Annotated in this window: 13 protein-coding genes and 1 pseudogene; 5 read left to right on the forward strand and 9 right to left on the reverse strand. The window is 60.5% G+C overall.

From position 1 onward, the window contains the following. Positions 1-92: 92 nt before the first annotated feature. The 6 genes from nusA to AX768_RS08855 all read right to left on the reverse strand — a co-directional run bounded on the left by nusA (position 93) and on the right by AX768_RS08855 (position 8,279). Positions 93-1,568 carry a transcription termination factor NusA gene (gene nusA / locus AX768_RS08825; RefSeq protein ID WP_061999640.1) on the reverse strand — a complete coding sequence of 492 codons (1,476 nt, stop codon included), beginning with the start codon at positions 1,566-1,568 and terminating at the stop codon, positions 93-95. Next, positions 1,565-2,026, reverse strand: coding sequence for a ribosome maturation factor RimP (gene rimP / locus AX768_RS08830; RefSeq protein ID WP_062000892.1), 462 nt, complete (start codon positions 2,024-2,026; stop codon positions 1,565-1,567). The genes nusA and rimP overlap by 4 nt, the downstream gene beginning before the upstream one ends. Positions 2,027-2,461: 435 nt before the next feature. Beyond that, on the reverse strand, positions 2,462-4,423 hold the full coding sequence (gene rluB / locus AX768_RS08835; protein WP_061999641.1) for a 23S rRNA pseudouridine(2605) synthase RluB: 1,962 nt from the start codon (positions 4,421-4,423) through the stop codon (positions 2,462-2,464). Between the two features lie 141 nt (positions 4,424-4,564). Next, entirely contained in the window at positions 4,565-5,545 is a 981-nt protein-coding gene (gene scpB, locus AX768_RS08840) for an SMC-Scp complex subunit ScpB (protein WP_061999642.1), read from the reverse strand. Between the two features lie 460 nt (positions 5,546-6,005). Continuing rightward, the gene (locus AX768_RS08850) at positions 6,006-7,259 is read right to left on the reverse strand and encodes a pyridoxal phosphate-dependent aminotransferase (RefSeq protein WP_082778783.1); all 1,254 of its coding nucleotides are present in this window, start codon (positions 7,257-7,259) and stop codon (positions 6,006-6,008) included. 117 nt (positions 7,260-7,376) lie between these two features. Then, positions 7,377-8,279 (reverse strand): LysR family transcriptional regulator, encoded by a 903-nt coding sequence (locus tag AX768_RS08855; RefSeq protein WP_062000894.1) that lies wholly within the window; start codon positions 8,277-8,279, stop codon positions 7,377-7,379. A 421-nt stretch (positions 8,280-8,700) separates the two neighbouring features. Between AX768_RS08855 and AX768_RS08860 the strand changes: the two are divergent. Together AX768_RS08860 and AX768_RS08865 are read left to right on the forward strand one after the other, a co-directional pair. After that, positions 8,701-9,096: pseudogene (locus AX768_RS08860) on the forward strand (transposase); the annotation flags it as partial. A gap of 416 nt (positions 9,097-9,512) precedes the next feature. Then, positions 9,513-9,773 (forward strand): hypothetical protein, encoded by a 261-nt coding sequence (locus AX768_RS08865; RefSeq protein ID WP_061999644.1) that lies wholly within the window; start codon positions 9,513-9,515, stop codon positions 9,771-9,773. 283 nt (positions 9,774-10,056) lie between these two features. On the opposite strand, the gene AX768_RS33655 is transcribed toward AX768_RS08865, so the two are convergent. Beyond that, positions 10,057-10,371: a hypothetical protein gene (locus AX768_RS33655; RefSeq protein ID WP_061999645.1), complete on the reverse strand. Its 315-nt coding sequence runs from the start codon at positions 10,369-10,371 to the stop codon at positions 10,057-10,059. Between the two features lie 516 nt (positions 10,372-10,887). Between AX768_RS33655 and AX768_RS08875 the strand changes: the two genes are divergently transcribed. The 3 genes from AX768_RS08875 to AX768_RS08885 all read left to right on the forward strand — a co-directional run bounded on the left by AX768_RS08875 (position 10,888) and on the right by AX768_RS08885 (position 12,415). After that, positions 10,888-11,403, forward strand: coding sequence for a YdcF family protein (locus AX768_RS08875; protein WP_231941249.1), 516 nt, complete (start codon positions 10,888-10,890; stop codon positions 11,401-11,403). Between the two features lie 275 nt (positions 11,404-11,678). Beyond that, a complete protein-coding gene (locus AX768_RS08880) occupies positions 11,679-11,933 on the forward strand; it encodes a hypothetical protein (protein ID WP_062000895.1) in 255 nt (84 codons plus the stop codon). A 218-nt stretch (positions 11,934-12,151) separates the two neighbouring features. Then, positions 12,152-12,415: a hypothetical protein gene (locus AX768_RS08885; RefSeq protein WP_061999647.1), complete on the forward strand. Its 264-nt coding sequence runs from the start codon at positions 12,152-12,154 to the stop codon at positions 12,413-12,415. 57 nt (positions 12,416-12,472) lie between these two features. Here AX768_RS08885 and AX768_RS08890 read toward each other — a convergent pair whose 3' ends face one another. Both AX768_RS08890 and bamC read right to left on the reverse strand, forming a co-directional pair. Beyond that, complete coding sequence (locus AX768_RS08890) at positions 12,473-12,760, reverse strand: putative quinol monooxygenase (protein ID WP_061999648.1); 288 nt, start codon at positions 12,758-12,760, stop codon at positions 12,473-12,475. A gap of 552 nt (positions 12,761-13,312) precedes the next feature. After that, the gene (gene bamC, locus AX768_RS08895) at positions 13,313-14,521 is read right to left on the reverse strand and encodes an outer membrane protein assembly factor BamC (protein WP_061999649.1); all 1,209 of its coding nucleotides are present in this window, start codon (positions 14,519-14,521) and stop codon (positions 13,313-13,315) included. Positions 14,522-14,792: the final 271 nt, after the last annotated feature.

Consider the following 14,792-nt stretch of genomic DNA (forward strand, 5'->3'; position numbering starts at 1 on the left):
CATTCCTCTTGATGCAAGGACAAATTCCCTGCTGTTTGATCGGGGTCATGCGGCCAGCCGGCCGCGATATATCAGTGCGCCATGGTCATTTCTCACTGGAACCAGTGTTCACGTGCTTTCATGATCAACGCCTTAGCGGCATCCTCTTCAATACTGGTCATCTCGACCAGCTCATCTACGGCCAGCTCCGCGAGATCGTCGCGTGTCCGGACTTGATGTTCTTCAAGCTTCGAAAACAACTCGTCGGTCATGCCTTCGAGGCTCTTCAGGTCGAGCGCAACGCCTTCGACCTTCTCTTCATTCGCAATCGCCATTGTCAGAAGTGCGTCACGAGCGCGGTTACGCAGTTCGTGAACGGTGTCTTCGTCGAAGGCTTCGATTTCGAGCATTTCGTTGAGCGGCACATAGGCGATCTCTTCGAGGCTGGTAAAGCCTTCGTCGATGAGAATGTCAGCGACTTCCTCGTCGACGTCGAGACGCGCCATGAACAGGCCGCGCAACGTGCCACGCTCTTCGTTCTGCTTCAGCGCGGACTCGTCCGGCGTCATGATGTTGATCTGCCAGCCGGTCAGCTCGCTGGCAAGACGCACGTTCTGGCCGCTACGGCCGATGGCGACCGCCAGTTCATTCTCGTCCACGACGACGTCCATCGAATGTTTTTCTTCATCGACGACGATCGACTGTACGGCAGCCGGCGCGAGAGCACCGATCACGAACTGGGCGGGATCTTCCGACCATAGCACGATGTCGACGTTCTCGCCACCGAGCTCGTTGCGCACCGCCTGCACCCGCGAACCGCGAATTCCGACGCACGTACCAATCGGGTCGATACGCTTGTCATAAGCGATCACCCCGATTTTCGCACGCACGCCAGGATCGCGCGCAGCCGCCTTGATTTCGAGCAGCCCCTGCTCGATTTCCGGCACTTCCATTTCGAACAGTTTCATCAGGAACTCGGGCGCCGTGCGCGAGAGTTCGATCTGCGGGCCGCGTGCGGTGCGGTCGACCTTCGCGATATAAGCGCGAACCCGGTCGCCGACCCGCAGGTTTTCCTTAGGAATCAACTGGTCACGGCGCAGCAACGCTTCGACACGGCCCGATTCGACGATGAAATTACCCTTGTCCAGACGCTTGACCGCGCCGGTCATGATCTTTTCGCCGCGTTCCAGGAAGTCGTTCAGGATCTGCTCGCGCTCGGCGTCTCGAACCTTCTGGAGAATCACCTGCTTCGCAGCCTGCGCACCAATCCGGCCGAACTCGATGGACGGAATGGGTTGCTCAATGTATTCATCGATTTCCGCGTCGGGCTTTTCTTCCTTCGCTTCGAACAACAGGATTTCCTGGTCCGGCTCCTGAAGACCCGCTTCGTCCGGCACCACTTTCCAGCGGCGGAACGTCTCGTGCTCGCCGCTTTCACGGTCGATCGCCACGCGGATGTCCACATCTTCCTCGAACAGCTTCTTCGTTGCCGAAGCAAGCGCTGCTTCGAGCGCTGCGTACACCACGTCCTTGTTGACGTTCTTTTCGCGCGCCAGCGCATCCGCCAGCATCAAAACTTCGCGACTCATTGTTTGCGGCTCCTAAAGTCAACTTTGGGGACGAGACGTGCTTTATCGAGGTCTGCGAGCGTGAAATCGAGCATCGCAGCGCCGCCGTCCTTCCCTTCAAATTCCAAACCGATCGACTCGCCGTTCGGTGCATGCAGGATGCCCCGGTACGACTTGCGCCCGTCCAGCGGCTTCTTCAATGTAATGGTGGCTTCGCTGCCCGCGAAGCGTTCGAAATCCGCCAATTTCTTGAGCGGACGATCGAGACCCGGCGACCCGACTTCAAGACGCGAGTAATCGATATTCTCCACTTCGAACAGATACTGAAGCTGACGTGTGACTTTTTCACAGTCTTCAATCGCGATTCCGGCGGGCTGGTCGATCGAGATACGCAGCAAACCGCCTCCCGCGCGCTCGATTTCAACAAGTTCGTAACCCAGGCCCGAGACCGTGGTTTCGATGATTTCCGTCAGTTGCACAGTGAAAGACTCCAAGATGTTCGCGCGCTCCACGCCGAACACCTGCGGACCGCGCCTTGAGCCGGCGCATTCACTTACCCAAGATGCTGAACCGAAAGCCCAAAAAAAAATGGGCGCAACGCCCATCCTTCTGTACCGCGATCACATCCGGGCGGCGAAACAATCACCATGCCCATCGACTTCGTGATTTTAGCCATTTTTCGGGATAAACGCAACCAATACGCCCTGTGTGCAGGCGTTTGACGGCCATTTACAAGGCAAATCGAAGGTGTTTATCGCGCATTCGCCGCACTTTCGTGCGCTTTCTTATTAGCAAAGGCACGCGGATATTGCTGCTGGCCAGTTGGGCGTGCGTTGCACGCTCGGTTGCATTTCATTTGCCACGTCGTCAACGCGCTGTTCAGCCGACGAGCGTGGCCGCAAATCAACAACCGGTCAGCGTCCGCGTGTGCGGTTGCGCGGCGCGGGCCGTGCACCATCGCGCGCAGGTCCGCCGCGCGAATTCCCGCTATTGCCCTGCGGACCTGTACCCGGGCCGCCTTGGCGGCCGCCCTGACCGGACCGTTTGCCGCCGGCGTTCGCCGGACGACCGCCCGGTGCGCCGTTGCCCATGCCGGGACTCCCCGGCGGACGGCTGCCGCGCGGACCGCCGGCCGAGCCGCCCGGACGCGGCAACGCGCGGTTTCCGTTCGCTTCACCGCCGGCGCGGTTGCCGTTCGGTTCGCGCCCGCCGTTACTGCCGCGCGCACCATAACCGCCGCCAGTTCCAGCGCCGCTGCCGTTGCCGGCGAAACCGCCGCCGCCAAAACCGCCCGGAGCACCACGACGGCCGCCGGGGGCGCCAGGGCCGCCGCGTGTCGGCGTTTGAGCAAAGCGGTTATGTGAACTCAGCACCGGTTCGCGAGTGATGATACCCATGGATGTTTGCAGCGGATCCGGCTGAACGCGGGGCGCAGCGCTGCGCGAGCCGCGTTCCTCCGCCGGCGCCTTGAGTCCCACCGATGCCAGCAGGCCACGCACCTCGTTATCTTCCAGCTCTTCCCAACGGCCGCGCTTCAGGCCCTTCGGCAAGGCGATCGGGCCGTGACGCGTACGAATCAGACGGCTGACCATCAGGCCGGCCGCTTCGAACATGCGGCGAACTTCACGATTGCGGCCTTCAGCCAGCGCCACGTGATACCAGTGGTTCGTGCCTTCGCCGCCGCCATCGCGAATCCGCAGGAAGTTTGCCGGACCGTCTTCCAGTTCGACGCCGCTCAGAAGCTTCTGGCGCATGCCTTCCGACAGCTCGCCGACTACCCGGACCGCGTATTCACGCTCGACGCTATAACGCGGATGCATGAAACGGTTTGCCAGATCGCCGGAAGTGGTTAGCAGCAACAGCCCTTCGGTATTGAAGTCGAGCCGGCCGACTGCAAGCCATTTGGCCGTCTTCATGGGCGGGAGGCTGTCGAACACAGACGGACGTCCTTCAGGATCGGCATGACTCACGATCTCGCCGGTCGGCTTGTGATACAGCAGGATACGCGGCGGCTTGGTTGCGAGCTTGCGCTTGACCGGCTTGCCATTGATGCGAACCTGGTCGGTCGGCATGATCCGCTGGCCAATATGTGCCGGCTCGCCATTCACCGATACCCGCCCTGCCACGATCAGTTCTTCCATGTCACGGCGCGAACCCATGCCGGCCTCGGCCAGCACCTTGTGGAGCTTCGGCGTGTCGTCATCGGCTTCCAGGACGCGTTTTTGCGGCGTGGGCTTGCCCCGGCGCAGCATGGGAGCGCGAACGCCGCCTGAGGTGTTGTCGGCATCGAAAGCGGGCGATGTCACGTATTCGAAAACATCGTCGACTGCAGCGGCCGCGGGCGTGGGATTGATCGCGGCTTCGTCACGACGGCCACGCTTTTGACCCTGGCCGGCTTGCGCCTGACGCGGTTGACGGCGGCCGCCTTCACGCGGAGCCTGTCCTTCACGTCCTTCACGCGGGCCATCGCCTTGCGACGGCCGCGGTCCGCGAGGCGGTCGGCCACCCGATGCTTCGCGGGCGTTTTCTCCATTCGGCGCCGCCGCTTCGCGCGGTGCCCGCGGCGGTCGCGGGGCGCGCGGACCGGCGTCCTTGCGCGGTGCGCGTGTGGGCGCAGCAACTTCACCATCCGAGGACGCTTCCACGCTTGCATCCGGTGACGGCGTTGCGCCGTCGGCGCCCTTAGTCTTCGCAACAGCGCGACGGCGCGCGATCAGGCTGCGAGGACCACGGCGCAAGCCGCGACGCGGACGCTCCTCGCCGTCGGCGGGTTCGTCGGTGCGTGTGCGTTCGCCTGCGTCGGCCTGGTCATGTGCGTCATCGGCACGAACGGGGCGCTCGGATTCGGGCGAATCGCTGTCGTGGGAATGTGTCAAAACAACCTCAAATGTGTCGGGTCGCGCGCCCGTCGCGAGCGCGTCAGAAAAATCCGGCCGATGGTGTAAATAGCCGAATGAAGGTTTCGTACAAACGAGCTCGCCGTTACGGCTAGCCGTAACGGCTGGCGATCAACGGCGTCAGGCCCTGCGCGCAGTCCGGTCGTCCGGTGCGTCGAGTTCGTCGGTTTCATTTGCTTCGTCAGGCGCTTTCGCCGCGCCTGCACTGTCCGATACGCCTTGAACGGACGTAACGTCGATTTCATTTACTGCGGGCGATGCATCTTCCTGCCCCGCGGGCGATGCGTTCGTTTGCACGTCAGCAGGCGCATCGTCGCGCGAATCCAGAATCGGAGCCTCTTCAGCGTGGACCACCGCGTCAGAACCGGGTTCCTCAGCTGGCGGCAGCTCGACCGCGGCAACCCGCACAGCATCCGATGCTCCCGGCTCGCCGTCGACATCGACATTGGCATCGGCGGCATTGGCCTCAGGCTTGCTCGCTGACTCCGGTCGCACGCCTTGCGCGAGCGCAGCGACAATGGCAGCCGTCGGGTCGTCGCCAGGAAAATCGATTGCATGCTGCGCGAGCAGCGATGCTTCCAGTTGCGCCGACGGGTTATCGAGCGCGGGAAGTTCGTCGAGCGCGCTCAAACCGAGATCATCCAGGAACTGCTTGGTGGTTGCGTAGAGCGCGGGCCTGCCCGGCACATCGCGGTGGCCGATCACCTCGATCCAGCCGCGATCCTCGAGCTGCTTCACCACCTGCGTGTTCACGGTCACACCGCGAATTTCTTCGATATCGCCGCGCGTGACCGGCTGCCGGTAACCGATGATCGCCAGCGTTTCGAGAACCGCGCGCGAATACTTGGGCGGCTTCTCGGGGTGCAGCCGATCGAGATATGACCGCATTGCGGGCTTGCTCTGAAACCGCCATCCGGACGCGAGAGCCACGAGCTCCACACCGCGCCCCGACCAGTCCTGCTTGAGGGTGTCGAGCAAGGTGCGAACCGTATCCGCCGAGATATCGTCGGCGAAGAGCTTGCGCAACTCGGCGAGTTTCAGCGGCTCCTGCGCGCAGATCAAGGCTGTCTCGAGGACGATCTTCGCCTCTTGGGTATTCATGCAGCTAGATAGGACCCTGTTTGGTCTATGAACCGGTCAAGTCAGGCCGAAACGAAGGACGCCGATTACTCGAACCATTCGCAACGCTCAGACTGGACAATCGTGGACGAGGATACTGACGACGCGCTCGCCCGATTTATGATCGGTCATATTGATTGGGAGCACGCACCGGGGGGAGGCACAACACGGGATCAGATCCTGATCGCCGAGTCAATCCCAGCCGGACGAAGTAGCACTTTCCAAGGCGGAAGCGCGTGACTGCACGCATAGTACGCAAAAAAAAACGGTGCGTAAAGGTGAAACATCGCGCCGCGTCCGGCCTCACATCTGCAAGCTTTACAGGCTCGGCCTGCGGCCTGCTTTGCCGCCATGCCGGTACGACGCGCCGAACGGCCGTTTTCGCGCGGTCTTGCTTCCCCGGGCAAGGTCGAGCCGCTCCAGCCCCGCGCCTGCGGCCGGCTCACACTGTGGACCGCGTTTCCATGAAGCTGCGCAAGCGCGCGACGCCGGCATCCAGACGCGCGGTGTCGCAGGCATAGCACCAGCGCACGTATCCCTCGCCCTCCGGACCGAAAGCACTGCCTGGCGCCAAGCCGAGTCCGCTCTCACGCACCAGGGTCTTGCAAAGCTCGAGGCTGTGATCTGCCCCTGGAAGCTTGAAGAACAGATACATGGACCCCAGCGGCGCACGAACATCAACGCCGGGAATGGCCTGCAGCGCCGTCACCAGATAGTCGCGGCTGGCACGCAGGTCTGCGACCACGGATTGCGTAAACTGCTCGCCATCCCGTACGGCTGCGATTCCGGCTAACTGCACGAAAGACGGCGCGCACGACGTGTTGTATTCAACGAGCTTGCCCAGATCCTCCATCACGCTTTCGGGCGCGACGATCCAGCCAAGCCGCCAGCCGGTCATCAACCACGCCTTCGAGAATGAATTCACCGCGATCACGCGTTCGTCGCGGGAGGCGAGGTCGAGAAACGAGGGCGCGACGGTTGCGTCATTGCCATAATAGAGGCGTTCGTAGACTTCATCTGCGATCAGCCAGGTGCCGTTATGGCGGCATCGGTCCAGCACTGCTTGCTGCTGTTCACGCGTCATCACCCAGCCCGTCGGGTTGTTTGGCGAGTTGATCATCAGCATGCGTGTATCGGGCGTCAGGGCCGCCAGCAAACGATCCAGGTCCAGCACCCAGCCATCTTCCCCGTACGTCAGCGAGACAGTTTCGACAGTCGCGCCAAGGATCTTGGGAATTTCCACGAGGTTGGGCCAAAGCGGCGTCACGGCCACCACGCGATCGCCGGCGCCCACCACGAGTTGCGCCGCGAGCATCAGGGCATTGACGCCCGCGCTCGTCACGGCAACCTCCGCCGACCGGGTCGCACCATGCAATCTACCGACGTAACCGGCAAGCGCTTCGCGCAACGGCGCAATACCCAGGTTGTGCGTATAGAAGGTTGCGCCGTCGGCGAGCGCCTGACTGGCGGCATCGCGGATGAACTGGGGCGTCACCTGATTGGACTCGCCAAACCAGAAAGGCAGGACGTCCGGGACACCAAAACCCGCGTTCGCCACCTCGCGAATCTGGGACGGACGTAGTGCGCGCACCGCGTCGCGCGCGTTGGGCGTAAGCACGCCTGACGCGCCGTTGGTACCGGCTTGACTGGACAGCGCGCCAAGCTCCGAGATGACCGCCCCTTCTGATTCGCTCATTACCTTCCCCGCAGATCGAAACCAAAAGTCTAACGCGACGGCTCCCGAAACGCGCGATACGGCTCGCACGTTAGCCATCAGGCCAGTTTTTCGAGGGTTTCATCCTGCTCACTTCGGTTACTCCAGTTCCTCCACACGCTTGGGCAAGCGTGCAACCAGCGTCCACACCGACTCGGCCGCGGGCGAGAGCGAGCGATCGCGCCGGCGCACCAGTTCCACCGTCCGCTCGATGCGCGGCATCAACGGCAACGCCACCAGCGACGAATTCGCCGGCAACGGCAAGGCGAGCCACGGTAATACGCTAATGCCTACGCCCGCCTCCACCAGACCGAAAACCGTGGCCGAGTGGCCGAGTTCCTGCACCACGTCGGCGACCACGGAGTGCTCACGCATGACGGCATCGATGATCGGACGGCTTCCCGACGCGTGGTCGAGCATCACCAGCCGCTCGCCCGAGAGTTCCTCCCATCGAACCTGCCGGGCGCCCGCGAGCGCATGGTCGCGCCTCAGGACTGCGCAGAAGGAGTCGGTGGTCACGACCTCCGCATGCAAGTCGTCGTGAGCAAAGGGCCCGATGGCGACACCAAAATCCACTTCGCCGGACTTCACTTTCCGGATGACGTCGGCCTGGAGATCGTCACGCAAGCCCAGCGAGATCAGCGGGAATTCCTTGAGGCAGGCGGCTAGCACAAAGGGCATAAGGCGGCATGCAACGGTCGGACTCGCCGCCACGATCACGCGGCCACGCTTTTGCTGACCAAGATCGCGGATTTCGCGCAAGGCTTCGTCCAGGTCCAGCAACAGCCGCGACACACTGCCCACCATATTCGTCCCGACGTCCGTGAGCTGGACTTCGCGCGTCGTTCTGTCAACGAGCTTCAGACCAATTTCTGTCTCCAGTTCGCGTACACAGCGGCTTACTGCCGACTGGGTCAGTCCGATTTCGTCGCCCGCGCGGCTGAAACTTTGCAGCTTCGCCACTTCGATAAACACCCGCAGCTGCCGCAAAGTCACGTTCAGCGCGCGATTCATAATATATCCTCATCAATTGATCCTTTAAATGCAAATTGTAGATCACTGGCCCCGAAATCGCTCTGGGGGACCGTTGCGCTGCGGTGCAGCAGAAAGGCATTCGCGCACGCGGGATGGGCTTGCTGCACATGATTGGTGATTGTCCCGATTTCATTAACTGCACTTATAGCGTCTCATACGGCCCATGCTGGCAGTGCGCCAGCCTACTGCCACGAGGCTTTCCGGCCGATCAGTATTGGCATGGCACGGTTCTCGCATTTACTTGCGCAGAGGTCGGCGCCATTGCAGTTTTAACGCAAATCGTCCGTCGCAATGTCTGCTCCGACCTTACCTGGGTTCGATCTTCGAATTCCGACCAGAGTGCGCGGCGCGGGGCAGCGCACCGGGGTTAGCTTCGCTGAGGTGAAACATGATGTTCGACGATTTAAGAGATAACGAGTGGGCGCTGGTCGAGGCCTTGTTCTGTGCAGAACCTGCACGCAGCGAACGTCGCGGTCGTCCGCGCGTGGAAGCACGCGCTGTTGTCAACGCCGTCTTGTGGGTGTTGTCGACAGGCGAAGGCTGGTCGAAACTGCCGGGACGCTACCCGTCGCCGCCGACCTGCCGCCGTCGTTTCGACGAATGGCAAGCTGACGGTACGCTGGCCGAGATCGTGAAACGTCTTGGAAACAATGGCCGTGAAGTGTCGTTGCGCGGCCGGATCGGCTCGACCGCTGCAAAACCGCCTGCACCGCCCAGCCGCGACCGCCTCCGTGGCGCGTTCTGGACGAATCCGGAATCGTGGCGCGCTCCGGTCAAGATGGCGTGATTTCGGGCCTGTCTCTACCGGCTTGATTCAGATCAGGAAAGTGCATGTCGAGGCATCACGGTCGAGGTAAATCAACCGTGGTCGGCCCGGCAGAATCGCGAAGCACCCGCGCGCAGATTTTTTCTGCGCTTGAAGCACGGTCCCATCCGATGACCTTTCTCCGTTGGATGCGGATCATCGGTCTGCTCCCTCGCGGACCGTTCCATGCCACCCAATCTGCCAGGAAGCGCCCGGCCTGCACCTTTACGGCCGGGCGCATGGCGCACGTTCTCAGGGCACGATTGGCGCAATCAGTGCGCATGCGGTCGCTCGCCGCGAAACAACTCTTTACCATTATTTACAGCGCCCTTTCGTGCACTGGCATAAGTTATGAAGCTAGCTAACAGACCGCGAAGGTCTGAAGGGAGCTCATCATGAAACCAATGTCATTCGTAGCATGCGGCATTGTGATTTCATCGCTTGGCGTGACCATTCCGGTGCAGGCTGAATCACCATCGGGCAATTTCGCGTTGCGCGCTGATACCGAGGCAGACATGCAGGCGTGGAAAAAGGAGCCCGTGCGCAGCAATCAGCCGGCAGAACCGGCGCCTCGTGGCGATTTGCGCGGTGATATCGCGAGCAACGTACATACACGTCCGGAACCGGAGCGCGGAGCACGTCCACGCCGACATTGATCGCGGCATGAGGGAACGCGGTTTTAACGCAATGAACAGTCAGGGAACCGTTCTTTAAATGACCAGTCGGACTTGTTGCCATGAGCACAGCGTGGCAGAAGTAAATCCGGTAAGCCCGTATCCTCGTGGTACGGGCTTTTTTTTGGCGGAGAACGATATTGGCCCCTGACGGGCGGCAATACGGCCAAACAAAGCGCCGCAACCGTTTGCGTGGCTTGATACGTCGCGATCGATTCCCCGGCAAACAGATTTAGAATCAACAGGTAAGGAAAACTGATCGGATCTAGGCGCGCGCTTCGGCAAAAGGCTCCTGCACGATCGCCAGTGCATACGGCGCCGCACGGTGCAATTCCCAATCCATGGAGCGCTCATCGCGCGAAAGGCGGGAAAATTCGAGTTTGCCGCGCTCAGTGACAACAGCTATATCGACCGGAGCATGAAACCCCGGGGCCGGGGCAACGGTGCGCTGCCTGACGAGTTCCAGAAGGCCCAAGTCGCGCAGATGGCTGAAAACGTTTGGGCGCCTTGCCCACGGAACTTGACGATACTGAGCTCGCCGGAGCGCTTCGAGTACGGCTTCGTTTGAATACGTGGTCATCTCGTTATGTCTTCCAGTGCAGCCGTGACGGCGCCACTTGGCAGTAAAGTCGCCTGCCAGCGGCGCCGACTAAACGCGGCACGCCCCGAAACCAGTCAAAATGCCGACAGTGCGGCACCTGACAGGAACTCGCAGCCGCCGCTTGCGCTAGGTGCTGCTTGATTCTTACCGCTGCTTATAATTCCGAGCTCCCGTTAAACGCGCATTACATAACACGTCCCGCAGTTCCGGCGATGCATTCTCCTGAATGCGATGACCACGAAGCGGATTATCTCGAAAACCTATACGTTACCTCAAACCAAATTGGTTCTTATAACTTTATTGCTGCTTTTCTTTGCACTGTTTGCCGTTTGGCGTCATCACAGGCTTCTCGTTGCTGCGGTATGCGCGTTGGTCTTCTGGGCACTTGGCGCCGGCTGGTTAGGAAAGCCCCTGCTGCATCTCGCCCAAACCGGTTTCGAGTCGCCGTCAGCACCGCAAAACGTGCGTTTCGCATCGCGAACAACTTTTGTGTTGTTGGGCGGAGGCACAACTTATGACGACAACAACCAGCTCGTTCCCCGGCGCGATGCATTCACGCGCGTAGTTGCGGCTGCTGATTTGTACCGGGAATGCCGACGCGCCGGCGGCGTCTGCCGCGTGATCGTGAGCGGAGGCAATCCTGAGCATCACGAACAAGCTGAAGCCGATAACTACGCGCCCTTCTTATTCGCGCGAGGTGTCGACGCCAGCGACGTGCTGCTCGAGAACGAAAGCGTCAACACCTATGAGAACGCGCGTAACGTCGCAAGGCTGCTTGGACCCGAGCGCGACGGGTCGTTCGTGCTGATCACATCGGCGTATCACATGCGGCGCTCGTTGGCCGCGTTCAGCGCCTTCGGCATGAAGGCGCAACCGTTTGTCAGCAACGTGAGACTCCCGCATGTCTCGCTTTTCCCGCGGCGGCGTGGGTTTGTCGACTCAGAAACTGCGCTCCATGAAATGGTCGGTCTTGCGCGCTTTTACGTGTATCGACTTGTTGGTCTTTATTGAGACACGAATGCATTAAGCGCCCATCGAAACGGTCGTTGCATATCTCGAAATTCAGTACTAGAAAGCATTGAGCTTCGCCGGTATTATCGCCGGCGCGGTCAACCGACTGTCCGGGAAGGCGTGCAGTTGAAACGAAGAGCATGATTGCAGCAGCTAGGCACACGAACCGTAACGATATGTAACAGCCGCGCTGGAGCAGCACTTGCTGACAAGCGTTCAATGTCACGGATAACGTGACAGGCCAACCCGGGTTCAACGAATCTATGGAGGTAACAATGAAGAAAATTTCTCTGGCAGTTCTGGTTTCCCTTAGTGCAATAACCGGTGCGGCTTTCGCCCAGTCGGACCAAGGCGTCTCCATGAGCACCGATCCAGGCAAAATCTCTGATATCGAGCAGCGCGCACAAGCCCTGCAATCGAATCAGGCGAACATGCAGGAAATGCCGGCCCACAAGACCGGCGAGCACCACAAGAAATCAGGCTCCAAGCATTCGAAAAAGGCGGCGCACGCTGCCGGCGCGAGCCAATAAGCCCTTGGGGCAAAACGTAGAGGCGGCGCGCAAACGTTAGCCGTCAGACACGAAGCCGGATAAATGCACGAGGCGTTTATCCGGCTCTTTTTTGGCCAGGGTTTTTCCGCAGGGAAAGGTGCCTGGTCAAGCCGCCGATACATGATGCGGCCTCCAATCCGGCGGTATGCTACATTCCGCGTCGATAAATTGAATCGCACCCGTGTGCGGAGGATCGTATGAGCAACATCCAGCTGGATATTGAATGGACCGAAGCGGCATCGCGCAAGATTGAAAAGCTGATGCCGCGCAATGCGAAGGACAAGGACGCCTACCTCGCCCTACCGCCCGTGGAATGCCTGCCTATGGAAGGCGACGTGCTGTTCCTGGGCCCGGACGGCAAGCAGCAGCCGTTTATCGTTGCCGAGCGCCAGTATCACCACGACGGCGACGCCGACTGGACCATCATCCTGATTCTCGACGTCCCCCAGGAAACGCACTGACGAGCGGCTTGGCACGGCGCCTGGGGCTTCTTGCCGCCCGAAGGCACCGGTGAACGCTCAGAGCTTTGCAACCACGTTGATTTCGCCGCGTTCGATCAAGTCGGGCAAAGCCTTGCTGAGCGCCTTGATGTGAGGCGTCTGATTGTGCTCGGCGAGCGATGCTTCGCTTTTCCATCGCTCGAAAAACACAAATCGGCGTGGCTCCTTGATGTCGCGATGCAGGTCGTATTGAATCGCGCCCGGTTCGGCGAGCGTCGGCGCCACGATGCCCTGCAGCAGTTCCTTCAACTTCTCCTCGTTGCCAGGCTTGGCTACGAACGTTGCGACCACCGCGATTTCCGTCATGTTCAGACTCCCAGATCAAAGGGGCAAGCATAACGTTCGCGCAGCACTTTCGCAGAAATCAAGCGCCGCAAGAAAAAAGCCCGCGTTCCCATTTGGGAGCGCGGGCAAAAGCCGTCGCCCTACGAGGATAGGCGACGGGGCCATCGAGATCCGCTTGGCCAGCGGATCGCAATTCGTGAAAGATAAGACAGGTCGGCACGGACAATGTGGAGCGTGGCGCACTACATCGCAGGCGTCACGCAGATTACATGCCATGGATGCAATGTAACCCCTATGCGGTTGATTCCTATAAGCTTTCCCGCACATAAAAACGCAGAAAGCGCTTTGCTCCGGTTCGTGTAACGCTCAGCCGTAACGTGACATCGATTACATGCGGCTCGCTCGATATCTTCGACGAAGCTTAGGCGCCCACAAATGGGTTCCGCGCGTGCTACCGCGCATTCCAATACGAGGGTTTGCTCTAAATCGCCATTGGCGTTTCGCAGGCGTAAAAAAACCCGCCTGGGCTCAGGCGGGTTCGTTCGAGACAGTCCGAAGATTTTTACTCCAGGCTCAGCGCAATTGATCGTCGAGCAAGGCCATGATCTGTCGTGCTTGCGGCGACGAGTCCACATTCCCCTTGCTGTCGATAATCGACACCCGGGTTTGCGTTTCCGTGAGCGCACGGACGTTGACTTCGTAATTTTTCGGAAGCTTTTCTTTCTTGCCGTGAAACACCTGGTTCCAGAAGCCCTGCTCCGCCGCAGTCATGTCCTTCGGATCGACATAACGGACAAAATAAATTCCGCGGCCACGATCACGGTCATCGACCGTGAAGTTGGTCCGGTCGAGCGCAAGACCGACGCGCAGCCACGCGCGGTCGTACGCCTCCGGCAACGTGATCTCATCCGAAGTGGCTTCGGGAATCACGTCTTCCTTGATCGGCGTCTGTGCCGCCAGCGCAACGTTCTGCGCCGCGCGCGACGATGCCGTCGCCGCCGATGGTCCACTTGCCGCCGCTGCCGCCATGGCGGCGTCGCTCATGCCTGTCTGTCCGCTTGCCTGCCGCGCATCTGCCAACGCGAGCGACGACATGAGGCGCTTGAGGTACTCGCCTTCCAGGGCCGGGTCGTTCGGCTTGGCTTGCCATTGGCTGTTGTCGTTGTTCGTGCCCGTCAACGCCTCACGCATGCCCTTCTGGCTTACGAACACATAAGTGCCACCGTTCGGACCTGCTTCCAGACGCGTGCGGTACTTGTTGCGCTCGGCAGCCACGTACGAGTTGCCCGTTGCCATGGACAGCGTGTTGCGAATCAGGCCGTCTGAAATTTGCGGATGCGTTTCGTTCCAGTCGGTTTCCATGACGCCCTTGTCACGCGCGTCCACAACGAGCAGAAAACCCTGTTCCTGCCAGAAGCGGCGAATCTGCGGCCACGCTTGTTCCGGCGACTTGTTGTCGATGACCAGCCACCGCTCCGTACCGTCGCGCTGGATATGCATGCCGGAAACCGGCGGAATCACCGTAGGCGCGCTCGGCGCGACCTTCTGCGTCTGCTGGAGGTCGGACAGCGACGCCTGGCCACCCTGCGGCGGCAACGAGCGCTGGTCGCCCGATTCCTCGAGGAGATTGGGCGGGACGGCAAGGGATGCCTGCTTTGACCGGGAATCGCTCTTGTAATTGATTGCGTTAGGCGACGACGTACCACATCCGGCAACCAGGCCACCCGCCAACAGGAGGGCTGCCACCTTCAAAGCCGGCTTGTTCACACGAAAATCTGTCATGTTTGGGAAATCCTTCCGCTACGCCACGGCGTTTTCCGTGGATCAACCAAGCATTTTACCGGTCCCGCGCGCCGCCGTGCAAAAACAGTGCTCTCGCAGGTCTGCAATGGTCGTGGGCTGGGCCGGATATTTACCTTCGAGGATGAAATTTGCGCGCCGAAACGCTCACATCGTTGCGTCGCGGGGCACCCTCGACCGCAACGTTTCGAGATCCACTTTTCGTGTCTTCTCAGAGCATCGTTTCAGTACCGATTCAGACCGCATCGTTTGC

This window comes from Burkholderia sp. PAMC 28687 (assembly GCF_001577465.1).
Classification (GTDB): domain Bacteria; phylum Pseudomonadota; class Gammaproteobacteria; order Burkholderiales; family Burkholderiaceae; genus Caballeronia.